Below are 25067 nucleotides of genomic sequence, written 5' to 3' on the forward strand. Positions count from 1 at the left end.
ATTTATGCCCTCCATCCTTGCGTTCCGTTCTTTGTAAAATGGACTTGAAACACTTTACCCCCTAATTCGTTCAGTCGATGAACGACCTGTATGCGTTTGACGGGATCCACGATGAACATCATAAATCCGCCTCCTCCGGCTCCGGATACCTTGCCTGCATAGGCACCGGCTGTAATAGCCGAATTGTATATGAAGTCAATCCGATCGTTCGTTATAGAGGCGGCCATCTTTTTTTTGGCATTCCATGATTTCTCCAGGTGCTCGGCAAACTTTTTAATTTCACCTTTTAATATACATTCCTTTATGGCATAAGCCTCCGCTTTCAATTCATGGGTCGCTTCCAGGGCCGATTGGTTCTTCTCCAGTGTATTGCGCACTTGTTCGTCAATGATCACGGCAGATTCTCTTGATGCTCCTGTGTAATATAAAATCATCGAACTTTCCAATTCACTTATTATCCAGTTTTTCACCCGAAGCGGATTCACAATAACCCGATTATTCTCGTGAAACTCAATAAAGTTGAAGCCGCCGAAGGTGGCCGCATATTGATCCTGCCTTCCTCCGGCCCAACCGACATCAATACGTTCGATTTCATAGGCAAGCTGAGCAATTTCATATTCCCCGAGCGGCAGATTAAGCCATTCCACGAAGGCTTTCAGCATGGCAACCACCATCGTGGATGATGAACCTAGACCGGATCCTGCGGGAGCGTCAGAATAGGTTGTCATCCGAAAAGAGAGCGGCTTGTCTTGCATAAACTGTTTGACAATCCGGTTATACACGCCTTTATGCAAGCTTAGACAACCATCCAACTCCAGCTCCCGACGAGCGTCCGAATGGAACTCTTCTTTGAGATCCGAAGCGACGAAAGTAAGCTTACCGTCATCGTTGGCCTCAATCGTACAATAGGCGTACAAATCAATCGTCACATTCAGTACGCATCCTCCGAATAAGTCGCAATAAGGGGAGACGTCTGTTCCTCCTCCGGCTAGCCCCAATCTTAAAGGAGCTTTAGATCTAATGATCATGTGATTCCTCCGTTCATTTATTGTCCAATCTGCTTATACCAATTCAGCATATGTGCGGATAAGACAACTTGTATGGACGCATGGTAAAGGCGGGAAATTTTCCACCCTCCTTGCTATTTGGAAATAAACGTTTGTCCCATTCACACCTTTTACAGAGGGAATAGTATAGGTATGTGATAATGAAATACGTCCAGGAGGTGTTTTGGTGAAACTAGCGGCTAGGAGAAAGAAGAGAAAGACAGCTATGTCTGCACTCGTACGTAAGCTTCGCACACGCAAACAAACAGCGGCTGGCCGGGGGCTGTTGCTCAAACGTGGAAAATCCGCACGTGCCCGTTGGAAAAAACGGTCAGCTGGGAAAGTTGGGAAGCTTAATAAACGCAAACGGATCCGGCGCTTGAAACGTAGTCGGATTCGTAAAGGATTACCACACATTAATAAGCTGTTGGTACCGGTCTGGGACCAGCCATTGGTCAGCATTATTATTCCTGTTTACAACAAATGGGATTTTACCTATCCATGCTTGGTGTCCATCGTTGAGAACACCCGCGGAATCCCTTACGAGATCATCGTGGTGGATGATATTTCAGACGACTTAACAGTTCATATCAGACAATTCGTCAAACATGTCACTGTCATCCGTAATAAGGTGAAGAGGGGATTTCTTCATAACTGCAATCATGGGGCAGAGATCTCCAGAGGAAAGTATGTATTATTTTTAAATAACGATACCCAAGTGACTCCCGGTTGGTTGGAGCATCTGCTGTCTTTACCTGAAAATGACCCAAATATCGGAATCGTAGGCTCTAAGTTGATCTATCCGGACGGAAGACTTCAGGAAGCCGGAGGTATCGTCTTTAAAAACGGGTTTGCAAGGAATTACGGTCGTCTAGATAACCCGAACAAACATGAGTACAACTATGTCAAGGAAGTGGATTATATCTCCGGGGCATCGCTAATGATTCGTAAGGACTTATGGAATCAAATGGGCGGTTTTGACGTGCTTTTCGCACCTGCTTACTCAGAGGATGTGGACATTGCCTTCCAAGCAAGACAACTCGGATACAAGGTCGTTTTCCAACCCAAATCTGTTGTCGTGCACTACGAGGGAATATCCCACGGCACAGACCTCAACTCAGGAATTAAAAAATATCAGGTGATTAACCAACAGAAATTTAGAGAAAAATGGGCGGAAGTACTCGAGCGGGATCATCTTGCCGACGGTGAACACCTCTTTTGGGCAAGGGAACGCTCGAAGGATAAGAAAACCATTTTGGTCATTGACTACGGTGTTCCAAGTTTCGACCAAGATGCGGGCAGCCGAACGACGTTTATGTATCTGAAACTGCTTGTGGATATGGGCTTAAATGTAAAGTTTATTCCAGACAACTTCACCAAACTGGAACCCTATGGCTCTGAACTCGAACAGCTCGGTATCGAGATCATCTACGGAACACAGGATCGCGGATATTACGAGTATTGGATCGTTAAGCACAAGGATTACATTGATTATATCCTGTTGAACCGGCCTAATATTTCACATAAATATATCGATCTAATCAAAGCCCACACCCGCGCTAAAATCCTGTACTATGGCCATGACTTGCATTACGTCCGTGAGCTGAAGCGGTTCGGACTGGACAAAAACCGCGGGTTGCTTCAAGAGTCAGAGTACATCAGAAGACTGGAGTTCGACTTGTTCACCAAAGCAGATACCATCCTGACCTGCAGTGACTCGGAAAAACGAATTATCGATGGGAACTTTCCAAATAAAAGTACCCTATGGCTTCCGGCATATTACTTTGACCAAACGGTTCCGAAAATAAAGGCATGGAATGAACGCTCCGGTCTGCTCTTTGTTGGCGGCTTCAAACATACTCCTAACGCTGACGGTATTTTATGGTTTTGCCGTGATATCCTGCCTATCGTGCAGCAATCCATTCCTGATATCCAATTGTTCATCGTCGGGTCCCATCCTACGCAGGAGGTACTAGGATTACAATCGGATCGGATTATTGTCAAAGGATTTGTATCCGACCATGAGCTTAAAGAGCTGTATGGAAACATTAAAATTGCCGTTATTCCTCTTCGCTATGGAGCAGGCGTGAAAGGTAAAACGATAGAAGCAATGTGCCATCAGACACCGTTAGTTACTACTAGTACGGGGATCGAAGGACTGCAGAATATCAGGCAATCGATTGAACCCAAGAACACTCCTCAGGAATTCGCCGAAGAAATCATCCGGTTATACCACAATAACAGTCTATTAGAGCACAAAGCCGAACAATGTAAACAGTACGTGGAGACTTACTACTCCAGATCAAGAGCCTTGGAATGTATAAAGTTAGCTTTATAGCTCCGGGTAAAATCAAAAAAAGTGACTGAAGGTTTCGACTTTCAGTCACTTTTTTTTTTACAATTGAATGTAATTTGAATGGCCTGGAGAGAGGTTTTCTCATCGCTTCGAACCGTTCATATTTCCTTTCTCTTTCTTTTCAGCAAAATATCTTTTCATAATTGCTGGATGTTTCCCGGTAAAAGGCTTCGTCAAAATGTCATATTCGATCCGATTCGTCGGTTTCCCTAAGAATTGATCGACATCCCGACGACGGTTATCGTTTGCTTTAACCCAGGAAGCGAAAGCATAATGGTAATGGTAGACTGGAATTTGCTCGGCCTTATTGGGAATTTCCCACATGTAACGTCCGAACAGCTGCAATTTGCAGTGATTTTTCGCATCGTCGTATCGAATACCAATATGATTGCGCCACATGAGGTATTTATTGACAGACCAGTGATTGTCATTCGCTGCATTTATTCTTATTGTTTTAGGATTCATCCAGAATTGTACCCACGGAAATGAGATCGCATCCGATTCTTTCTGGGCCATCAGACGAGGCAAGGCATCACGGAAGCCGTCATCCATCATCTCATCGGCATCGATCGCCATAATCCAATCTCCAACAGCTTGGTCGACAAGGAAATTCCTTACAACTGACTCGTTCCAATCATCGGAGTAGGGCAACCCCGTCTGCTTCATATGGAACAGCCGAATATTCGCGCGCTTTTCCCAATCATTGATTATTCTTATACTGGCGTCAGTGCTACCTACATCTAAGATAAGAATTTCATCCGCGTAGGAAGCAACACTTTCTAGAAACAGCGGAAGGAACTTTTCCTCATTCAATATCGGCGTGATGACCGTAAGTCTTGGCTTCGTCTCTAATAAAGTAGCTTGCGGAACATCCACAGGTTCATAAACTAACGGCACGTCTATAGGGGCAGGTAGAGGCTGCTTCGCTGGAGGTGTGTGTCGTATAGTTGTTCTTCTTCCCCTACGTTTCCTTACTTTTCGCAGCAGACGCTTGCGGAATTTTATTGTTCTCCGCGTTCGTTTCATTTTGATCCCATTTTTCCTGCGGATTCTCTTACGCAGCTTTTGTTTCCGATTCGTTTTAACGGCCTTTTTAGCTACCTGCTGGAGAATTTTTTTCATTGAGGACCTCCTTCGTGGTATGGTTGAAACGATTCGGGAATCACGTGCTTTTTACTTTGCCATTCCTGTAATCCAAGTTAGTATATTCAACCCTCCCTGCCTATGAATGGACGAATAACTACACTTAAGTTATTGCCGGCCCAAACCAGCACTTGAGACCGAGTCAGCCTGAGACAGCAAAAGCACAAATAATAGTGCCTTCCAGTTGCTGGAAAGCACTATTAATTATGCCTGATGGAGGATTAATTCGTGACCTGAAAGCCTAAAAATTTAGCAATTCTGTCGAGTACTTGTTGCTGTGTTGTCAGTTTTAAAAGGATATCGTCATATTTTTTGTTTAGTGCTTCTTCTTTTTTAGTCATATTACTTTTGAGCTTCTGTTCTAACTCCTCATTTACGATTTGGGTGAGCAAATGGAGCGCATCACGCATTTCAGAAACTTCTTCAGCAATTCCGTCCGTGCATTTGGTTTGTAAGTCTGCTGTTTGAATTAAGCTGCGCAGCTCGGTTACTTTGTCAGATAAGGCGTCATTTCGTTGGATCAGTGATTCTGAAACAGCTTTCATCTCACTACGGAGCTTCTGTTCCAACGCTTCATTCACCTTATTACTGTGAGACTGAATCACATTACGCAGTTCCTTTACACCCTGCATAACGTTTTCAGATTGTTGGTCAAGTAATTCCTTTGTGGCGATAAGTATTTCAGCCTTAAGCTCTTGCTCCGAAACTTTTATCTTCTGTTGAATGGTTTGGATCGTGTTGTGCAATCCCTTTACTTCTAATGAGGCATCCTCCAATTGAGTGTTCAGTAAATCAATTGTTGCAATAACCTCGCTTGTTATGTCCTGTTGGAACAGCTCAGCTACCTTTCTATCGAGAACCTGGAATACGCTGCTCAATCCCGCCACTTCCTCAAAATGGGCATTATAACGTTTGCGCAGCTCCCATACATCCTTGGAAACAGCTTCGTATTGTTGACTAAGCAGCTCCTTTACTGACGTAAGTATAACACCTTTCAGATCTTCCTCTGATACCTCTGTAACCTCCCCAGGTGATAAAGCACTAACGCCTGAAACAGATGATATACTCACCTTTTGATTCCGATCGTCGATAGCATCCTTTACTTTCTCGGGCGTTTTATTCGTTTCCGTTTTTTGTCTAAGGTGCTGTACCAATTGTCGCAGGTTCATTGTTTCTTTACTTAACTCCGAGATGGAATTGTTGGCAGGAAGAGGTATTGGGGAGTCTGGAACAGATGGGTTTGTCGGCAGCAAGGATTTTGTTTCCGGTGGCGAAGATTTCCTTTCCTTATTCAGTGTGGTAACAGCCTTCTCGCGCATTTCTTGTAAGTCCTCTTTAATTAGCTTTACTGACTTATTAGCTTCCTTCATTTTAGAAATGAATTGAAACATTTCAATAGCTTCTTCCGAGTACTTTAGGGCTCCGCCCGCCGTTATGATCGGAAGAAATTCGCGAAATTGATTGGACCATTCCACTACAGTTGCCCGTGTTTTTCCAATTTTACTGGCGATCTCGTTGACTTTGTATGTTCTTTTCATGGTTATCTATTGTCATCCTTTCTTTTATGTTCATAAGGCTAGGCAATAGCTGTAACATTGTATTCAGGACATTGGATTTATGACAATGAAAAAAGGGCAGTTCCTCCCCTCATGCGATCCCACCATCAATAGTAATATAATGATTAGTGATGCCCCTTCAGCCCTCCACCATTATTCTGCAAACCAAAAACCGGAACCCCTACGGAGTCCCGGCCCTCACTACCCTACCTCGCTCAACTTCCCATCCCGACGCCGATAGCAATTCTCCTCCGGCATCGCTCACAAGCGCTTCGACCGTTCCTTCACCGGGTGCTTCAATAATCAGCAAGGCTTGTCTCCATCCTGTTCAACAACTCTGAACATCATCTGCTCACTTCTACCTTCGCAAGCTTCTCGTAATATCGAATGAGGCTTCCGTGATCACAATCGCCCAATCCGTCTACCTTGAGTGCCTGCATCATCTCCATAACGGAAGCAGTGAGCGGCAGTGGAACGCCGACCTCATGAGAGGTCTCGAGAACGTTGAGCAGGTCCTTTATATGAAGATTGATCCGGAATCCTGGGTCGAATTGGCGGTCCATCACCAGCGGAGCTTTGGCATCCAGCACCGTACTGCCGGCAAGTCCCCCTCGGATCGCCTGATAAACCAACTCCGGCTGAACACCGACTTTGCTCGCTAGGACGAATGCCTCGGACATCGCTGCGATGCCCAGAGCCACGATAATTTGATTCGCCAGCTTCGTTACGTTGCCCGCCCCAATATCGCCGGTGCGCACCACAGAGGCAGCCATCGCTTTCATAATCTCATAACATTGGTCGAAAATCTCCTGCTTGCCCCCCGCCATGACCGACAGTGTCCCTTCAATCGCCTTGGGCTCTCCGCCGCTGACGGGTGCATCCAGCATTTCTATTCCCTTCTCGCCTAGTCGCTGTGCAATCTCTTGACTCGTCAGAGGAGCAATCGAGCTCATATCAATCAGGACGGTGCCGGGCTTGGCCCCTTCGATAATACCGTTCGGGCCTAATGCCACTTCCTTCACCTGTGGAGAATTCGGCAGCATCGTGATCACCACATCCGATTGCTCCGCTACGGCCTTAGGCGAATCAGCCGACATTGCACCCAATGCGACGAGCTCCGCCGCACCCTTGTTCGTTGCCAGAACGACCAGCTCATAACCGGCTTTTACTAAATTTAGGCTCATCGGCTTCCCCATAATACCGAGTCCAATAAATCCGACCTTCATCGAAAGTTCCTCCTATCTCCCGTCTAGATGGCTCCCATTTCCGTCAAAATAGCTCTGAGTTTCTTGCGGTTCTCTTCGGTAGCAGCCGTATTCGGCAGAATCGAGCTGCCTACCTCCAGGCCAAGCAAATTCATTGCTTCCTTCGTGACGACCGGGAAGCTGGCCAGATTGAACGCCATCCGCAGCGGAGCCAGCTTGAACTGAGCTTCGCGCGCCGCCGGCAAATCGCCGGACATAAACTTATTATAAATATCCACCACAAGGTCCGGTACGATATTGGCCGTGGAAGCAACGCAGCCGACGGCACCGTACGCCAGAGAGCCAAGGATCATCACGTCACGGCCAGCCATAACCTTGAAGCCTTTCTCTCTGGTCCTGCGAATGTACTCGGCAGTTAACGTCATATCGCCGCTGCTATCCTTCACCCCGACGATATTCGGAATATCGGCCAGCCGTTCCATCAATCGAACGGTAATATTGTTACCTACCCGATCCGGGTTATTGTAGAGAAGCACAGGGAGCGAGGTTGCGTCCGCAATGGTTCGGAAATGCCGATAGAGCTCATCCTCGTTCGGCGTCAGAAACATCGGAGGCAGAATGGTGATCGCTTGTACCCCCGAATCCTCTCCCATTCGCGCCAGTTTGACGCATTCCTTGGTCGTGATGGCACCGATCCCCATGTACACAGGCACTCGGCCTCCCGCTTGATCAAGGGTTACACGAACCGCCAGCTCCTGCTGTTCATGATCAAGACCATAGAACTCCCCATTGCTGCCCAGCGATAAAATGCCATGAACTCCGCCCTTGATTACATGCTCTACAACCCGGCGCAAGCCTTGCACCTCCACGCATTCTTCCGCATCCACCGGAGTAACGATGGGCGGTATGACCCCGCGAATCCAACCTGTATCCATGACAACACTCCTCCTCTAATGATTATGATCAGGTGACGGGTCCCGGGTTAAATAAAGCGAGGTCATTGTGCAGTCCCCAATGGTCTGCCCAGGTTCGCTTCTTCCCGCTCGCGACATCCAGAATGAGATGGAACAGCTCCCAGCCCACTTCTTCGATGGTCGCCTCACCGGTCGCAATGGTTCCCGCATTCAGATCGATCAGATCATGCCATTGCTCGGCTAACGCGGTTCTCGTCGACACTTTGATGACCGGAGCGGCGGCCAATCCATAAGGAGTGCCTCTTCCCGTAGTAAACACCTGTACATTGATGCCGGAAGCAAGCTGCAATGTGCCGCATACGAAATCGCTGGCAGGCGTCGCTGCGAACAGCAGCCCCTTCTGGGTTGCTCTTTCGCCAGGAGACAGGACACCGGCAATCGGACTCGTACCCGATTTGACGATAGATCCGAGCGACTTCTCGACGATGTTGACTAAGCCGCCTCTTTTATTCCCGGGTGTCGTATTCGCGCTGCGATCCGCGCTGCCGCGCTGCAAGTAATCATCATACCAATCCATCTCACGGATTAAAGCCCGCCCGACATCCTCATTAACTGCGCGAGGTGTTAACAAGTGAATGGCGTCCCTGACCTCCGTCACTTCCGAGAACAACACCGTAGCTCCGGCACGTACAAGTAAATCAGCGGCGTATCCGACAGCCGGATTCGCTGTAACTCCCGAGAATGCATCGCTTCCCCCGCATTGCAAGCCAACCACCAGCGAGGATGCCGGACAAGTCATGCGCTCCCGGCGGTTCAATCGGTCAAGGCGCTCCTCCGCCATCGCCATGATCGATCTGACCATTGGCATAAACCCGTGGCTCTCCTGCAGGGTTACGATCTGATCGGAGGCGCCTCCTGGCGCTATCCGTTCGGGAAGCAGCTTTTCACATCCCAGCCCGACGACCATGAGTTCACCGCCGAAGTTCGGATTTTGCGCGAGATTTTGAATTGTGCGTATCGGAATGATGGCGTCAGGCGCGTTAATCGCCACTCCGCAGCCGTAGGTATGGGTCAGTGCGATCACATCTTCGACGTTCGGAAAGCGGGGAAGCAGCTCTTCTTTAATTTGCCTTACTGCGAAGTTCAACACACCGGCTACGCACTGCACACTCGTCGTGATGCCTAGAATATTTTTGGTCCCAACACTTCCATCCTCGTTCAAGTACCCCTCAAACGTATAACCATCCAACGGAGGAATAGTTTCCGGTAAGTTGCCTGCTAAAGGGAGCTCCGCCAATTGAGGAGGAGTCGGCATTCTCACCAATGACTCGTCGATCCGGCTCCCCCTCGTTATCCCTTTCATCGCATACCCGATGACCTCTCCATAACGGATGATAGCCTCATCCGGATTTAGATCAGCAAGAGCCACCTTATGCCCCTGCGGAACATCTTGCAGGAGCTCGAGGCCGCAGGGAAATACCGTTCCTTCCCGCAGTCCTCCTGCATTGGCAACAATCGCCATATTATCTTTCGGATTCACCTGGATGTACAGCGGCTTTTCGCTTTCAACACGTTGAACAGTCACATGGATAACCCCCTCGCATAAGCACTTGTTCCTGAATTGAACTTATAGTAATCTAGAACTATCGAAAAGTAAAAGTGATTAAAATTCGTTTTCTCTAAATAAATTTAAGAGTTAGGGAGGGATCGTACATGGAGTTGAAGCAGCTGGAGTACATGATCCAAATTGCCGAAGACAACAACATTACCAGGGCTGCGGAGAAACTGTTCATTACGCAATCCGCTCTAAATCAGCAGCTCCTGAAGCTTGAGAATGAGCTGGGTACGCAGCTCTTCGTACGTTCCAGAAATAATTGGCATCTGACTCAGGCCGGTGCCATCTATGTTGAGAACGCCAAGCGTATCCTACTGATCAAGAAAGAGACCTACAACAAAATCAATGACCTGCTTGCGATCAAGGAAGGAACCCTGAAGATCGGTTTAACTCCGGAAAGAGGTACCGACATGTTTGCAGCCATTTATCCGGGTTTTTATAATAAATATCCCAAAGTACGGATCGAGCCCCTTGAAATGACCGTCAAAGAGCAGCAACAGGCCATATCCCTAAGTCATTTGGACATCGGCTTTGTCACGCTTCAGCAGGCTCAAAAAACGAAAGATGCGTATATCCCGATCTGTTCTGAGGAGATCATCTTATGTATTCCCGGTACCCACCCACTCGCGCATTTGGGAGGCCGCCTCGGGGAGCCGCTTCCTGAAATCAGCCTTAAGCTCTTTATCGAGGATTCATTCGCCGTCATGCGGAGAGGTTCCACATTAAGGGAAATTTATGACGATCTCTTGGCCGAAGAGGATATTTCTCCTCCCATATTATTGGAAACCCGAAGCTGTCAAACTTTATTAGAAATGGTCGCCGAGGGCATCTGTTGTTCAGTCCTTCCAATCAGTTATGCCGGCTCCCGGCCGAATGTCTCCTACTTCTCCCTACGTCAGCATCCGGTGTGGGAAATTGCCGCAAGCTATAAAAGAGACAGCTATCTGAATCAAGCGGCGAAAGAATTAATCGCGCTTTGTAAAGATTATTGGGAGCGAAAGATGAGCGGGTTGAAATGAAAAGAGCGGACTGCAATAAATAACCGCCCTACCACGAATTGTGTAAGGCGGTTTCATGTATTACAGCTCCGAGAGCAGAACCTCGGTATAGGCCATAAGCAGTGGCGCAACGCCATGTCCATTATTACTCACAATGATTTCATTCTCTGTGTAATACTTGAAGCTTCCATCGCGCACCTTACCGGTATCAGGGTTTGTGCCAAGCCCCGCACTTCTGCAGATCCCGCCAAGCAGCACTTCACCATTCTCCTCGCGGAGATATCGCTGGGTTGTGCCATGAAATGCAGATTTGCCGCAATCGGCGTACTCTTCAGCAAGATAGCCAAGGCGTGAACCTTTCAGCATGGCATATGCAAGCATCAAAGTTCCGCTGGATTCCAAATAATTCCCCGGGCGATCCCCCATATCGACAACCTGATACCACATCCCCCCGCTATGCTGGTAAGGCAGCATACCGTCTAATGTTTCATGCAAAATCAATTTCAATGGCTCACTATCAACCTGTACATCTTCCAGAAGTTCAAGCACATCAACCAATGCCATCACAAACCAGCCTACGGCGCGACCCCACACGTTCGGAGACATCCCTGTCGTTTTGTCGCACCAAAACATCTCTCTGCTCTCGTCGTAAGCATGATAGTACAAGCGGTTCTCTTCGTTAAAAATAAACTTCCTAACGTTCATAAACTGATGCATAGTATCCGAATAATTCTTATTTTCCTCAAACTCCTTGATGTACTGTACATAAAACGGTTGCCCCATGTAAAGTCCATCCAGCCAAATTTGGTGAGGATAATTTTCTTTATGCCAGAAGCTGCCTGACTTTGTTCTTGGATATGTCTTCAGTTGATCATAAATCAAGTCAAGCACTTGCTTATATTTGGGATCTTTCTCTTTCTTGTATAAGTCAAAGAGAATGGTCGCCGGTCTAACCTGATCAATACTATAATAACGCACATCAATGGCAGGGATGCTGCCCTTCTCATCATATAGGCGATCGATGAAATTTTTGACAAACAGATAATATTCTTCTTTCCCGGTTTGCTTATAGCTGTCCATATACGATTTGAGAATGCAATTCTCTATATAATGCCACCGCAAGGAAAACCATTTCCCTTCACCCTCTAAATATTGGTCTCTTATTTGATCCAGCATTTGATAGTTCATATACGACACCTCTCCCAACATGATAATGATTCATTTAGCTGTCTCGATATTGCCCAGGTGTCATTCCGGTCAGCTTTCGAAATGTCCGGATGAAGCCAGTCGAATTGGTATAAGTAAGACGCTCTGCAATTTCCGAGATCTTCATATCCGTCTCTTTCAGCCACTTTTTTGCCATGTTAACCCGATAATTCGTTAAGTAGTCAATAAAAGTAACACCTGTTTCCTTCTTGAAAACACGGCTTACATAAACAGGATGATATTTGAGCTGCGCGGCACACGATTCAAGGGAAATGTCCTGTTCATATCCGTTATGGATCATTTCGACCATTTGATGCGCGAGATTGATATATTGCGAATCCGCGCGCCCTTTGAAGAAAGCAAGAGCGGGTGGCAGCATTTCCGTCTTAAACCATAACGTAATCTCTTCTACCGTGTTTAGTTTCATGAAAGTCTGGAGCACCGACTTGGTGTTGATTAAGCTTTCTAACATTCCGCCCTGCTGCTGGACATGACTATGAATCTCCGAGATCAGCTCAACCATCACGAATTGGAAATCGTTAAATCGGATCTCTCTTTCCATGATCGACGCAATATATTGATCAAAGTGTTCGAAGGCGGCGGTTGCATCACCTGTTTTTAATGCGTTGACCAAATAATCCTTCAAGTAATTCAGGGATGCTGCCAGATGTTTGCTGTTCTCTTGAACCGACTCGATATCATCATAATGAATGATGATATCACTCCCGAGACGGATCCTTCTCTTCAGCGCTTCTAAAGCCTCTGTATGCGCATTCGTGGCATCCGAATATCTCGTAAAGACCCGGCTAATCCCGATACTCACCTTCAGCTGAAGCAGCTCGTGAACCTTGGACTTAATTTCCTCTGCAGCCTGATGAAAACTCCGTTGAAGTTCTTGCGGGTCTTCCGAATCACCCGTAAGCAGAGATACCTGCGACTGATCCAGCAATAAGGATCCCAGCAACCGATTGGCCGGTAAAAGCTCGCTGACGATGTTTTGGATAGCAAATAGCAGCAGTTCCTTATCGCTTTCCATATATCTCGTATCCTGAAGAGAATCGATCTGCAGCGCAATCACACCCAGAGGTCTCCCTTTTTCCGCGAAGCCATAGGTATCACACTTGAAAGCAAATTCGCTCTCCGTAACCTGACCCATGAACAGCTTCAATAGGATGAACTCTTTCATCTGTCCCATTTGACCTTGAAGCTGCTGTTGAAATTGCTTCCTTGTTCGGAAAAGCGTATTAAATCTTTCTTCGATATAAGCAAATTCATCTTTCCTGCGGGATTCTGCGGTTTCACCGCCGAATTGTTCCATCGTTTGAAACAACCGGCGGATCGGAGAATACATCCGTCTGCTCCCGTAGAAGGCAGCAGCTGAAATCACGATAAAGACAATAAGGCAGACATTTATTGTAACGAATGCAATTTTCTTGGATTCCATTGTTACTTGGTCAATGGAAACAACGGAAACATAGGTCCAATTATTCGAAGATACCCGATAATTCACAGCCGTAGCTTTCCCTTCGAAGTACCCGTTTGCATCCTTCACTGTTTTCAATGGCGCCATTACCGCATCTGTATGGAAGCTCGCTCCTTCATGACTCAAGAAAGGAGTGTGCTCTTCGTTCAGGACATAGATATCTCCCAGCTGCTTCGTTTGGGCTAACCCTTTTTCCAGTTCCGTCTTCGACATCTCAATAATCAACAGAGCCTTCGGGGATGTGGAGGGTGCGATCATCGGAAGTTTTACAACCAACCGAATGCCATGTTCATCAGCAAGCCAGAATAAATTTTTGGGATTCCTTGCATAATCTTTCAATAGCTCTTTATCTGAATATTCCTCCGTGCCAGTAAAACCTAGATTACCAATCATCCAGTCATTATCCAGATTAAGGAGATGGGTGTCCGCTACTGCGGATAAAGAGTGCAAGTTATATAAACCTTTGGCAAGGTCTGTAATTGTCTGGAAATCATCCTGATTCAAATCCTTGTACAGATTGTCCGATATCAGCGGTGAATTTATATATTGCACGGCACCCATTTCCACATTCTTCAAAACTTGCTCAATTCTCATCTGGTTCTGCAGCAAAATCTGGGCGTTACTTTCTCTAACCTTCTGCTCAATGTCCTTCGAAGAAATATGATAAGAAATCATTCCGATTGTTGTGACTGGAATAGCTACCAGCACCATGGCGAATAGGATCATGCGATATAAATAGGTGGGCAAATGAATTCCTCACTTCTGTTTACTTTCGTTTCAACGACCCTAGTATACCAAACCAGCCGCCCGACTGTTAATAATCGGACGGCGACTGAATCATTACTTCTTGGTGTATGGAACCTTATTTCTTCTGTTTGGCGTATTCGGCCGTGTACTCAGCGATTACCTTCTCGCCGCCTGCTTTCAACCATTTATCAACCTCTGTCTGCCAGCCGGCGTCATCGATTTTCCCCATAATGTATTTGGTTTGGGCATCGCGAATCATGTTATCCAGCTCCACGCCTTTCTCCGTGTATGTCTTGGAATAATACGTCAAAGCTACGTTCGGCACGGCATTTTTCAGATTGTCTTGCGCTATTTTCGAACCTTTTGCCTGTAGCTCGGATTGCTTCAAAGGTATACCTTTACCTGCTGTTTCAAACGAAGGCAAGCTGTCACGGTATGGTTTAACTTCAAGGTTGAACAACGTCAAATCTTTAAATTGACCTTTGCCGTCCTCTGTCTTAGTGAAGTGTTTACCTTCAATTCCCCTCGTCAACAACGTTGACATTTCAGCATCAAGCAGCTTATCGAAGAAGCCTAACAACAGCTTCAACTCCGCTTCTGTTTTCACACTTGATTTGGGGAACAGGAAGAAGCCGTTGTTTCCAGACTCAGCGGGCACCTTAAGTCCGGATGGGCCTTCAAATGGCACGACATCGACAACTGCCGTTGGGGTAGACTTCAGTACGTTGTCCGAAGAAAGCTGTGCAGCCGTTGCTACCGTGTTAACACGGATGCCCACTTTACCCGCATTCCATTTATTATCGGAATCAGCCGATTGCACGATGGAGAAATCCTGATTAATTAATTTCTCAGCATACATACGTTTTAATAACTTCAACGAATCCATATATGGCTTTGTCATAAATTCAGCTACGATTTTACCATTCTCAACCCCCCACTTATTAGGTGCTCCATTCGGAACGGAAAGCCGAGTCATAAAGCTGGCGCTCGTGGCTGGATCGTTATAGTTTTTATCTAGAAATAAGCCGTAAGTATCCGCTTGGCCGTTCTTATCCGGATCTTTTTCTGCAACTGCTTTAGCCATATTGTACCAATCATCCAGGGTAACGGGAGGCTTTAGGCCAAGCGCACTAAACCAGTCTTTGCGATAAATGATTCCGGCACGCCCAATATCACGGTATAACGGAAGCCCATACAGTTTGCCGTCCACTTTGATGTTGTCGTAATACATCGGGCTAAGTTCCGATAAATTTTTGTAATCCTTCAATAACGGACCAATTTCCCAGAACAAGCCGGACTGGATGGCATTCAGCGTGGAAGCGTTAGCTTTCACTTTAAAAGCTTTGGGCATTTCGTTAGAAGCAATCATGATGTTCTTCTTGTCTTCAAAAGCAGCATCCGGAATCCATTGAATATCGATTTTGGCATTCGTATATTTCTCTATCGCCTGCTCAATATCGCTGCCTTTTTTAGGCGCCTCTCCGACTTGCGGCGTAGCGATGGTCACTGTTAGAGGCGTTTTATCCGCCGCCGCTTTGTCCTCTTGCTTCGGATCTGTGCTGTTACCGCATCCTGCAAGAGTTCCTGTTGTCAACGCGATGGAGCAAAGTAAAGCCATATACCCTTTTCCAATCATCCTTAACCCTCCCTAATTATGAATCATATGGTATATTCGCAAAGACAAACCTTTTATAGGTTATCCCTTTACCGAGCCTAAGAAAACGCCTTTCGCGAAATGCTTCTGCAAGAATGGATAGACGAGAACGATCGGGATTGTCGCAACCACAATCGACGCCATACGAATCGTTTGAGGCAAATAATCCGTTGGATCGGACTGCGAGGCCGAATCTCCGATTTTATCCTGAGACATGAGCACAATTTGCCTTAGCACCACCTGTACGGGCCATTTCTCAGAATCGTTGATATAAATGACCGCGTGGAAGAACGTATTCCAATGTCCTACCGCGTAAAACAGTCCGAATGTCGCCATCGCCGGCATCGATAAGGGCAGAACAATTCTGAACAACGTACCGATATCATTGCAGCCGTCAATTCTCGCAGCATCTTCCAACCCATCCGGAATCTGCTGAAAGAAGTTTTTCAGAACAACTAAGTTAAACGCACTGATGGCTGTTGGAATCATAAGAGACCAATAGGAATTGATCAGTCCAACTGATTTAACGACGAAGTAAGTCGGGATCATACCGCCGCTGAAAAGCATCGTAATGAGAATCAATAGCATGAACGCTCTACGGCCGCGCAAGGTGGCCCGAGCCAATGGATACGCTGTGAATGAAGTCAGTATCAAATTGATCAATGTTCCTAAAACGGTTACATAAATCGATACTCCAATACTTCTAATCATCGTGTCCGTTGAAAAGATGTATTTATACGCGCTAAGCGTAAATTCAGTAGGGATCAGCAGCAGCCCGCCTTTGACAACCTCGGATGGTGCTGCGAACGAAACCGAAACAATATAGACAAATGGAATAATAGTGATTAAAGAAACGAGAGTCAATAGCGCATAGTTAACCCAATCGAACATTTTATTGCTGAATGTCTTGTCATTCGTTGGCATTGTTGATCTCAACCTCCTAAGAGCTACCCATAACTATAGTTAGTACACGCCTTCTTCGCCGAATTTCTTCGCCAATCGATTCGCACCTAGCACAAGTACGAGCCCAACCAACGATTTGAACAAACCAACTGCAGCACTGTAACTATACTGAGCCTGTGTTAAACCCTTCATATACACATAGGTATCGAACACTTCGCCGACTTCCCGGTTCATAGAGTTCAACATTAGAAAGATATGCTCAAAACCTGTATCCAGGAAGCTTCCCAATCTTAGAATAAACAGGATCACAATCGTGCTGCGGATAGCAGGAATCGTGATGTGCCAGAGCTGACGCCACCGGCCGGCCCCATCCATCCGAGCGGCTTCATATAATTGCAAATCTACCCCGGATAAAGCGGCCAAAAAGATAATCGTCCCCCAGCCTGCCTCTTTCCAGATCGACTGACCGATGATCATCGGTCTGAACCATTCCTCGCTTAGCATAAACGGAATTTTCTCAAACCCAAAGTGCACAAGCAATTCATTCGCGACGCCGCCCTCTGTCGTAAATAGCACATAAAATATACCGACCGCGACGACCCACGATATGAAATGCGGCAAATAGAGCAATGTTTGGACAACTCGTTTGAACACTTCTCTTCTCGCTTCATTAATCATGAGGGCTAGTAGGATCGGAAGCGGAAAAAAGAAGACTAAATTATAAATGGCTAGCAGTAAAGTATTTCGAAAAAGCGACCAGAATTGGGGCTCCAGAAAAAACCGCTCAAAATGTTTAAAGCCGACCCAGGGACTGTTTATAAATCCGGTAAAAGGCTTGTAGTCCTGAAACGCCATGACGAGACCAAGCATGGGTACATATTTAAATACGACAAAATACAAGATCCCAGGAAACAAAAGTACATACATCCATCGATCTCTTAAGAGATCCCGTACAAGCTGTGATCGTTTCAACGAGCTAACTTGAGCTCTTTGTATCTGTGCTTCCAAAGGTTGCGTCACTCGACTTCCTCCTGACTGAAAAGTGATTGGTTTCTATCTCGATGATACGTTATCAATCTCGTTACAGGCTATCGTACTCATTTAACTTCTTTATTCGAAACATGAAAACCCTTACATGACGCGGATTTCAGCGGGAGGTAATTCCCTTTATTCGTACAACTGGGCTAATTTTCTCGCGAATAACGGGAGAAATTCCAGTTACGCTTTGCGGCTGACCAAGCAAGCTCGGCTCCCTCAACGAGAGAGCCACGCCGCCCCACGCCGCAGATCAAGAAAAAACCGTCAGGGAATATCGCCCTGACGGTCCGCTCTTATGCTTCTTCTCAAAATGTTCTTTAATCATCCGTACGGCCTCGTCCTTGCAGCCCTTCATCGCCGTTGATGGCCGTTAAATAAGTTACACTCGAGTTATCCTTACTGCTATATAGGTCTTACCAGGAAGCGCGATCTCGGTCTTTCCGGAAAAGACTCCTTCCAGCCTCGTTACGCTCATCTCCCACGTATCCATCCATTCAATCATAAACTGGCCATCTTCAGGCAAATCGATGACTCGATGGGCCGGCCGATGAATCCCAAAATAGTACAAATAATAGTGTCCATCTATACCGATTGTGGGTACATCACGCACCGGTAACGGTCTAAGGTCAACCGGCGCTTGTTCGAGGACGCTGCGCAAAAAGGCAATTCGTGACGGGCTGTCCCCATACAGCTTTCCGCCTTTAGCCCACCAGATGATCATCTCAGGGTGCACATACGTTTCCCCGTGGGTAACATAGCCCCCGCGGGCTACCCCGTCCCAGCACCTTCGCACCATCTCTTCGGCGGTCAAGTTGCCCCAACGATGCTGCACGTTGCCTTCATAACAGCATTCGTCAACAATGACGGGCTTGCGGTAGAGCTTACTCCACTCTTGGGTGAACGACAAATCCCAGTGCTGAATGCTGCAGTGCGTCACCCACGGTTTGCCGTGATCGTACATGATGATGCTGGATGGATCATACATCCGCGTTCCGTTATGTATCGACCGCAAATGCTGGTAAGGGTCTTCCTCCTGCAAAATACGGAACAGCCGGTCCCAATCATCCATCTGTTTCTCGCGCATGAAATCGTACTCGTTGGCGAGGGACCACCAGACGTTACGGAATGAAGCCAACCTCGCTACGACATAACGCAGATAATAAGCATCGGTCTCCGCATCAAGCGAATCAAAGCCCCATCGTCCCTTGTCGTAAGGGTGAAACAGAATGAGATCCGCTTCGATGCCGAGCTTTTGCAAGGAGGTCAAATGACGCTCCAGCTTGTGAAAAAAAGCGGGCTCGAAGCGCGTGTGGTCGAAGTTTTCCTTGCTGTCGCCGACAAAAGGAAACACGTCCGGCTCCGTTGCATTGTAGCTGTAATTCTTCGGAAACACACACATGCGGATTTTATTGAACGGCGATTGCGCAAGCGTCTCGAGAGTTTCCTGCTGCAATTCATTCGTCTGATGGATCCAAGCATAACTGGTCGTACCGAAAGGCAGATAACGCTCGCCGTCTTCGTAAACGAAATGAAATTCATCGCGCACCCGCACTGGACCATGATTCCCCTTTGCCGGCGGTGTGCAGACAAAACTTCCAACCTTTCCGTTCAACTCTGCAGCATCGCTTTCCGTTTCAAATGCCCACTCTCCGATCGTATCCGGCATAAAGCGGATGCGATAAACACCTTCACCGTCGTAAAATCCCTGAATTCGTACCGATCTGTTTTTGTGGCGGAAGATCGCCTGCAGCTGGTTATCCTTGAACGGATTGCCGTTCTCAGGCCCACGGAGCGATAGCTCGTATATCCCCCAACGTTCCACACTCTCTTGCAGTTGTCCTACTAACAAATGTAACCCCTCCTAGATAATGATGTTCTAACCTTTTACGCCTGAAGTCGCGATGCCATCGACGAAATATCGCTGCATCGAGAAGAAAATAATCAAACAAGGCAGCAGCGACAGGGCTGACATGGCAAACAGCGAACCGAAAGAAGATTCGCCTGTCGAATCCATGAACAATCTGAGGCCGAGCGGGACCGTGAACAGTTCGGAGGAACTGAGATAGAGCATATGACTAAAGAAGTCGTCCCACGACCCAATGAATGTGAAGAGCGCAGTGGTGATAAGCGCCGGTTTGGCTAGAGGCATAATGATGCGCCAGAAGATCTGAATTTGACCGCAGCCATCTATGGTCGCAGACTCATCAAGCTCCCGTGGTAAGCCACGCACAAACTGTACCATCAAAAAAATGAAGAAGGCCTCGGTGGCGAGAAATTTGGGCACGATCAGAGGAAGATACGTATCGACCCAATCCAGCTTTTTGAACAAAATGTATTGGGGAATAATCGTGACATGATGCGGAAGCATAATTGTGACCAGCATGAGCGCGAACCAAAGTTTTTTCAACGTGAAATTGAGCCTTCCGAAAGCATAAGCGGCAAATGCGCAAGATAGGAGATTACCTATGACAGACAGAATAGCCACGAGGAAAGAGTTGAAGAAAAATACGCTGAATTTATTGCCGCCTATGCCATTCCAGCCTTTGATGTAGTTGTCAAAAGTTACTTCGGACGGCCAAATGCGCAAATCCGTAAAAATGACGTTTTCCGGCTTGAACGAGCTGCTTATCAACCAGCCGATGGGGTAGAGCATGAGTACTGCAAACGCCACAATAAAAATATGAATGATCAGCTTTTGCAAATTAAGGCGCTGTGCCATCTCATTTCCCCCCATCCTGATAGTTGACCCAGTACTTGGACGAACCGAAAGTCAATGCGGTAAAAATAGCGATAATCACAAGGAGCAGCCACGCCATTGCAGATGCGTATCCCATTTCATAGAAAGAAAAGCCCTTCAGGTACAAATACAGTGTATAAAAAAGTGTTGAATCGATTGGACCGCCTGTGCCGGCGCTTATGATGAAAGAAGATGTAAACGCCTGGAACGCGCCGATAATCCCCATAACCAGATTGAAGAAAATAACCGGTGTAAGCAAGGGGATCGTGATTTTCAAAAACTGCTGCACGATCGGCGCTCCATCTACCTGCGCTGCTTCGTATAGTTCTGTTGGGATTTGCTTAAGGCCCGCCAGAAAAATAATCATCGATGAACCGAACTGCCAAGCAGCTAATGCGACGATCGAGTACAGCGCAAATTTCGGGTTGGCGATCCAGTCCGGCGCCTGCCAGCCGAATACGTCGAGCAGGAAGGCATTCACTATACCGTTGCCTCCGAAAATTTTGCGCCAAAGAACCGCAATTGCTACACTTCCTCCGAGAAGTGAAGGGATATAGTAGACGGTTCTGTAAAATCCAACGCCTCGCAAGCCCTTGTTCAGCAGCAGCGCGACTAACAGGGCGAATGCCAATCGGACAGGTACCGAGGTAAGTACGTAGGTGAAGGTTACCCCTAGTGATTTGACCAGCCGAGGATCGTCGATGAACATTTTCTCATAGTTATCCAAGCCAATCCACTTCGCAGGAGACAATACGTCATAGGAAGTAAAAGAAAGATATACCGAGCTGATCATCGGGCCTACGGTAAGCGCAAAAAAACCGACGAGCCACGGAAGCAAAAACAAGTACGGGACGGCGTTCTTCTCCCACATTTTTCTTAGATAAGACTTTTTAACCTGGCCGGCAACCATTGGGGTTTGTTCTAATGCAGTTTGTTTCAAAGTGCCGCCTCCATTCCATCCAAATTTGTGAATAAGCTAGCCAGCGGCAAGCAATACGCCGGCTAGTCGGATACTCAGCTTACTTCATTTTAGCAGCCGATTTGGAAGCGGAGTCCACAACTGCCTGAGCTGCTTTTTCAACCGTTGTTTGCCCGAATGCCAGCTTCTGAGATTGAATCGTTAACTCGCTTTGCCATTCCGCAATATTGGGCAGTTCTCTATCCATTTCGCGGCTGTTTTTGACAGCAAGGTCGATATAATCGTACATTCTCTTATCCGTTTCATTACTTTTTTCCTTTAACGCAGTACGCACCTTAGAAGATCCCGGAACCCCGCGCTCACTCCCCAAAATGAGGGTAGCATCCGGATCCGTTACCATGAAGTCGATAAACATAGCCGCTTCCTTCGGATGCTTCGATTTGGCGTTAATGGACATAAACTGGCTTGGCTGCAGCCATAAGCCTTTGGCCGTTCCGCCAGACGGCAGCAACGCGATGCCGATTTCGTCCTTCATTGCTTTCTGGTAGGCGGTTAACTGGTTGGACCAAATAACTTTCATTGCCGCTTTACCCTCGACGAATCGGGAGTTGTCAGGGGATTCCTTGTAGCCGGCAGTCTGCTCGCCGTTCGGCATGATGCCGCCCTTGCGGAATTGATCCCACATCGTGAAGTATTCAACCACTTGCTCTTTTGTGAAATGGATTTTCCCGTCATCCTTGTACACGGCGCCGCCTCTCTGGCGTGCATAGTAATTCACCATGTGCGTGGAATCGGAGCCGTCAACAAAACCGAAAATGCCCAGCTTATCCTTCACTTGCTTGCCGTATGCAGCGAACTCGTCCCAAGTCCAGCTGTCCTTCGGAGCTTCGATTCCCGCTCCATTCAGAAGCGTTTTATTGTATATAACACCAAGCGCGTTAGAGCCCAGACTTACCGCGTATAGCTTACTATCCATTTTGCCGGAATCAATAATGCTCTGGTCGAAGCTGTCCAGCTTCAACTCTTTGCCGTAGTAGGAACTTATATCAAGAAATGCCCCGCGCTTGACATAGTCGGGGTAGTTATTCCCTACCTGAATCAAATCGGCCGCGTTGCCGCCGGCGAGTACCGTGTTCAGCTTATCCCAATAACCGTCGCTCATGTATTCCGGCTTGATCGATATGTTGGGATACTTCTTTTGGAACAAATCAATGACTTTTAGCGTCGCATCATGGCGCACCTGCGAACCCCACCACATCATCCGAAGCTCCACTTTTTCCCCGGATACCGCAGGCACTTCTCCACCCGGCGTAGTCGATGTCGTTTCCGTTTGTTTGCTTCCACCGCTGCAAGCGGCTGTAAACATCATGAAAGCTGCCATGGTACTAACCCATACACTCTTCTTTGTCAAAATCACAATCATCTGCCTCCTCATAAACTCGTTTAGTAAACTTTAGTTAATGAAAGCGTTGTCATTTATGACTTTAGATTTCAAGATACCTCTTGTTTTTGGTCCTTGTCCAAATTGGCTCAACCACGTAAAACATGCCACCTCCCTACTGTTTACAGGTCGATATTATCATCAATAAGAAAGTGTAGTCAATAGAAAATGTTTAGAACAATTTACTAAACAAAATAATAAACACACAATACCGTAAAGTGATACACCTATAATTTGTTTATTTAGCCTTTGATTCCTGCGAATAACTCATAAATAGTTTAGAATTGTTTAGTTACCTTTTAGTTCCATGATGTGATGTTCACCGCCTCAATGCCGTTTTCAATTACAAATCTCACAATACCGCCAATGCACGATTACGTACATGCTCCTACCCGAAGCAGTTTACGATAATCATTAGCGAACATAGCGGATAATCATGAGCGAAGGTGCCTTCTGTTGGAAGATATTGCAATAAAAATAGCCAGGCATGAGCAGCTCATGCTTGGCTATTTTTATGTAACTAAATTTACTTGTGATGATATTTGTAATACTCTACTGTGAATTCTTCCATGATCCGGTCACCGCCTTGCTGCTTCCATTCTTCTTTCGCTGCCTGCCATCCTTTCTCATCGATATCACCCATGATGAACTTGACCCTGGCATCGTCTATAATTTTAGTTACTGTTTTGCCGCGCTCCGTGAAGGTATTCGAGATCAGCGGTGTCGTAGGATCCGCCACACCATAGGGCACATTGTCCTTAAGCATTTGCTCCACTGTTTTCGCTAATGGCGTTCCATTATTCGTAACAGGCAGCGACATACCGAGATGACGTACCGGGTAGACCTCTTTATTCGCCCTGGTCGGGTCGATTGTCTTCATGCCATCCCGTACGGTGTAATGACTCCCTTCTATGCCATAATTAAACATCGTGATCATCTCGTCACTGTTCAATTCATTTAGAAACGCCAGTACTCTCTTCAAATCAGCTTCTGTTTTAACCGCATTTTTGGAAATCATATACATGCCGTTAATGCCGCTGCCGGCTTGAACACGGATTCCCTTCTGTCCTTGGATGCGTGTAATGACACCGACCTTGGCGTTTGGATTAGCTTGCAACAAATCTGTGTTCAGATAGGGCAGCGTAAAGTTTTCAAGTGCCGAAGAACGGATGCCCACTCTGCCTTTAACGAATTCATCTTCGGGTTTTGTATTGGGCGACGAGGCGAAGTCCTGGTTGATGATTTTCTCATCGTATAATCTTCTCAAGAACTTAAGATTGTCCAGGTATTCCTGAGTCATAAAGGAGGGAACCATCTTACCATCGATCAACCCCCAACCGTTCGGCGCGCCTCTCATAATTTCAAACGGGTATACACCGTTAAACAGCCCGGAACCGGCCCCTGTTGTTGAAGTGGCGAAACCATAGGTGTCCTGCTTGCCGTTCCCGTCCGGGTCCCCTGTCGTGAAAGCTTTCAGCATCTCATACAGCTCGTCCATGGTCGTCGGCTCCTTAAGACCGAGCTTCTCTAACCAATCTTGACGGTAGAACAATCCGTACCGTGCCGTATAACGCGGGCGGTAAATCCCATACGTTTTGCCATCGATCGAAGAATTGTACAGCAATTTTCCATCTAGATGACTCAGATTGGAGTAATCCTGCAGATAAGGAGTCAGGTCCCAGAACAAATTAGAGCGGACAGCATTAATAATCACAGGGCTTTTCGTATCTATGACCAGAGTGACCATCGGTAATTGATCCGATGCAATGGTCACGTTAAGCTTTTCGCTATAATTTAGGCCGACCCATGTAATATCGAGCTTGGTATTCGTTCTTTTCTCTAATTCATGCACAAGCACGTTATCTTCCTTCGGCGGCTCAGCGGACTCGAACCATGTCATCATTGAAAGATGAAACGGCTTGCTTGCATCTTGCGCTGAGTCAGATGTAGTGGCAACATTCCCGCAGCCGGTCGCTACACACGTGATTATGATACAAATAAGAACCAGCGCAATTGCGGGTTTCCCTGCTTTTGGATAAAGATTCATCCTTCCTCCTCCTAGGTAACCCGTTCTTGATCGAACGCCTCCGTACCTAAAATTTCGTC

The 25067-nt window shown here is 46.8% G+C and carries 18 protein-coding genes; 2 read left to right on the forward strand and 16 right to left on the reverse strand.

The window, feature by feature from the left end:
- Window positions 1-2: 2 nt before the first annotated feature.
- Complete coding sequence (locus PUT07_RS20710; protein WP_274470300.1) at window positions 3-1028, reverse strand: GHMP family kinase ATP-binding protein; 1026 nt, start codon at window positions 1026-1028, stop codon at window positions 3-5.
- 205 nt (window positions 1029-1233) lie between these two features.
- Here PUT07_RS20710 and PUT07_RS20715 point away from each other — a divergent pair, with 205 nt between their 5' ends.
- A complete protein-coding gene (locus PUT07_RS20715) occupies window positions 1234-3384 on the forward strand; it encodes a glycosyltransferase (protein ID WP_274470301.1) in 2151 nt (716 codons plus the stop codon).
- A gap of 99 nt (window positions 3385-3483) precedes the next feature.
- Here PUT07_RS20715 and PUT07_RS20720 read toward each other — a convergent pair whose 3' ends face one another.
- The 5 genes from PUT07_RS20720 to garD form a co-directional block, all read right to left on the reverse strand.
- On the reverse strand, window positions 3484-4524 hold the full coding sequence (locus PUT07_RS20720) for a glycosyltransferase (RefSeq protein ID WP_274470302.1): 1041 nt from the start codon (window positions 4522-4524) through the stop codon (window positions 3484-3486).
- Between the two features lie 242 nt (window positions 4525-4766).
- Window positions 4767-6083: a MerR family transcriptional regulator gene (locus PUT07_RS20725; RefSeq protein WP_274470304.1), complete on the reverse strand. Its 1317-nt coding sequence runs from the start codon at window positions 6081-6083 to the stop codon at window positions 4767-4769.
- 362 nt (window positions 6084-6445) lie between these two features.
- The gene (gene garR, locus PUT07_RS20730; RefSeq protein WP_274470305.1) at window positions 6446-7327 is read right to left on the reverse strand and encodes a 2-hydroxy-3-oxopropionate reductase; all 882 of its coding nucleotides are present in this window, start codon (window positions 7325-7327) and stop codon (window positions 6446-6448) included.
- 23 nt (window positions 7328-7350) lie between these two features.
- Window positions 7351-8241: a 4-hydroxy-tetrahydrodipicolinate synthase gene (gene dapA / locus PUT07_RS20735; RefSeq protein ID WP_274470306.1), complete on the reverse strand. Its 891-nt coding sequence runs from the start codon at window positions 8239-8241 to the stop codon at window positions 7351-7353.
- A 28-nt stretch (window positions 8242-8269) separates the two neighbouring features.
- Window positions 8270-9805, reverse strand: coding sequence for a galactarate dehydratase (gene garD, locus PUT07_RS20740; protein ID WP_274470307.1), 1536 nt, complete (start codon window positions 9803-9805; stop codon window positions 8270-8272).
- A 128-nt stretch (window positions 9806-9933) separates the two neighbouring features.
- On the opposite strand from garD, the gene PUT07_RS20745 reads away from it, so the two are divergent.
- Window positions 9934-10854 carry a LysR family transcriptional regulator gene (locus PUT07_RS20745; protein ID WP_274470308.1) on the forward strand — a complete coding sequence of 307 codons (921 nt, stop codon included), beginning with the start codon at window positions 9934-9936 and terminating at the stop codon, window positions 10852-10854.
- Between the two features lie 60 nt (window positions 10855-10914).
- Here PUT07_RS20745 and PUT07_RS20750 read toward each other — a convergent pair whose 3' ends face one another.
- The 10 genes from PUT07_RS20750 to PUT07_RS20795 form a co-directional block, all read right to left on the reverse strand.
- Window positions 10915-12021, reverse strand: coding sequence for a glycoside hydrolase family 88/105 protein (locus PUT07_RS20750; RefSeq protein WP_274470310.1), 1107 nt, complete (start codon window positions 12019-12021; stop codon window positions 10915-10917).
- A gap of 34 nt (window positions 12022-12055) precedes the next feature.
- Window positions 12056-14269 (reverse strand): helix-turn-helix domain-containing protein, encoded by a 2214-nt coding sequence (locus PUT07_RS20755; RefSeq protein ID WP_274470311.1) that lies wholly within the window; start codon window positions 14267-14269, stop codon window positions 12056-12058.
- Between the two features lie 115 nt (window positions 14270-14384).
- Window positions 14385-15905: an extracellular solute-binding protein gene (locus PUT07_RS20760; RefSeq protein WP_274470313.1), complete on the reverse strand. Its 1521-nt coding sequence runs from the start codon at window positions 15903-15905 to the stop codon at window positions 14385-14387.
- A gap of 60 nt (window positions 15906-15965) precedes the next feature.
- Window positions 15966-16847, reverse strand: a complete 882-nt coding sequence (locus PUT07_RS20765; RefSeq protein WP_274470315.1) for a carbohydrate ABC transporter permease — start codon at window positions 16845-16847, stop codon at window positions 15966-15968.
- Between the two features lie 39 nt (window positions 16848-16886).
- On the reverse strand, window positions 16887-17834 hold the full coding sequence (locus PUT07_RS20770; protein ID WP_274470912.1) for an ABC transporter permease: 948 nt from the start codon (window positions 17832-17834) through the stop codon (window positions 16887-16889).
- 409 nt (window positions 17835-18243) lie between these two features.
- Window positions 18244-19713 carry a DUF5605 domain-containing protein gene (locus tag PUT07_RS20775; protein ID WP_274470316.1) on the reverse strand — a complete coding sequence of 490 codons (1470 nt, stop codon included), beginning with the start codon at window positions 19711-19713 and terminating at the stop codon, window positions 18244-18246.
- A gap of 27 nt (window positions 19714-19740) precedes the next feature.
- Entirely contained in the window at window positions 19741-20583 is an 843-nt protein-coding gene (locus PUT07_RS20780; RefSeq protein ID WP_274470318.1) for a carbohydrate ABC transporter permease, read from the reverse strand.
- Window position 20584: 1 nt separating this feature from the next.
- Window positions 20585-21511, reverse strand: coding sequence for a carbohydrate ABC transporter permease (locus PUT07_RS20785; RefSeq protein ID WP_379240383.1), 927 nt, complete (start codon window positions 21509-21511; stop codon window positions 20585-20587).
- Window positions 21512-21620: 109 nt separating this feature from the next.
- Window positions 21621-22937, reverse strand: a complete 1317-nt coding sequence (locus PUT07_RS20790; protein ID WP_274470320.1) for an ABC transporter substrate-binding protein — start codon at window positions 22935-22937, stop codon at window positions 21621-21623.
- A gap of 550 nt (window positions 22938-23487) precedes the next feature.
- Window positions 23488-25008 (reverse strand): extracellular solute-binding protein, encoded by a 1521-nt coding sequence (locus PUT07_RS20795; protein WP_274470322.1) that lies wholly within the window; start codon window positions 25006-25008, stop codon window positions 23488-23490.
- Window positions 25009-25067 lie beyond the last annotated feature (59 nt).

The sequence above is a fragment of the Paenibacillus sp. MAHUQ-63 genome (assembly GCF_028765165.1).
Taxonomy (GTDB): Bacteria; Bacillota; Bacilli; order Paenibacillales; family NBRC-103111; genus Paenibacillus_E.

What these genes read in the sequence shown, in the direction of transcription:
- PUT07_RS20710 (WP_274470300.1), bottom strand. Translation starts at nt 1,028, where the DNA reads ATGATCATTAGATCTAAAGCTCCTTTAAGATTGGGGCTAGCCGGAGGA.
- PUT07_RS20720 (WP_274470302.1), bottom strand. Translation starts at nt 4,524, where the DNA reads ATGAAAAAAATTCTCCAGCAGGTAGCTAAAAAGGCCGTTAAAACGAAT.
- PUT07_RS20725 (WP_274470304.1), bottom strand. Translation starts at nt 6,083, where the DNA reads ATGAAAAGAACATACAAAGTCAACGAGATCGCCAGTAAAATTGGAAAA.
- garR (WP_274470305.1), bottom strand. Translation starts at nt 7,327, where the DNA reads ATGAAGGTCGGATTTATTGGACTCGGTATTATGGGGAAGCCGATGAGC.
- dapA (WP_274470306.1), bottom strand. Translation starts at nt 8,241, where the DNA reads ATGGATACAGGTTGGATTCGCGGGGTCATACCGCCCATCGTTACTCCG.
- PUT07_RS20745 (WP_274470308.1), top strand. Translation starts at nt 9,934, where the DNA reads ATGGAGTTGAAGCAGCTGGAGTACATGATCCAAATTGCCGAAGACAAC.
- PUT07_RS20750 (WP_274470310.1), bottom strand. Translation starts at nt 12,021, where the DNA reads ATGAACTATCAAATGCTGGATCAAATAAGAGACCAATATTTAGAGGGT.
- PUT07_RS20760 (WP_274470313.1), bottom strand. Translation starts at nt 15,905, where the DNA reads ATGATTGGAAAAGGGTATATGGCTTTACTTTGCTCCATCGCGTTGACA.
- PUT07_RS20765 (WP_274470315.1), bottom strand. Translation starts at nt 16,847, where the DNA reads ATGCCAACGAATGACAAGACATTCAGCAATAAAATGTTCGATTGGGTT.
- PUT07_RS20780 (WP_274470318.1), bottom strand. Translation starts at nt 20,583, where the DNA reads ATGGCACAGCGCCTTAATTTGCAAAAGCTGATCATTCATATTTTTATT.
- PUT07_RS20785 (WP_379240383.1), bottom strand. Translation starts at nt 21,511, where the DNA reads ATGGTTGCCGGCCAGGTTAAAAAGTCTTATCTAAGAAAAATGTGGGAG.
- PUT07_RS20795 (WP_274470322.1), bottom strand. Translation starts at nt 25,008, where the DNA reads ATGAATCTTTATCCAAAAGCAGGGAAACCCGCAATTGCGCTGGTTCTT.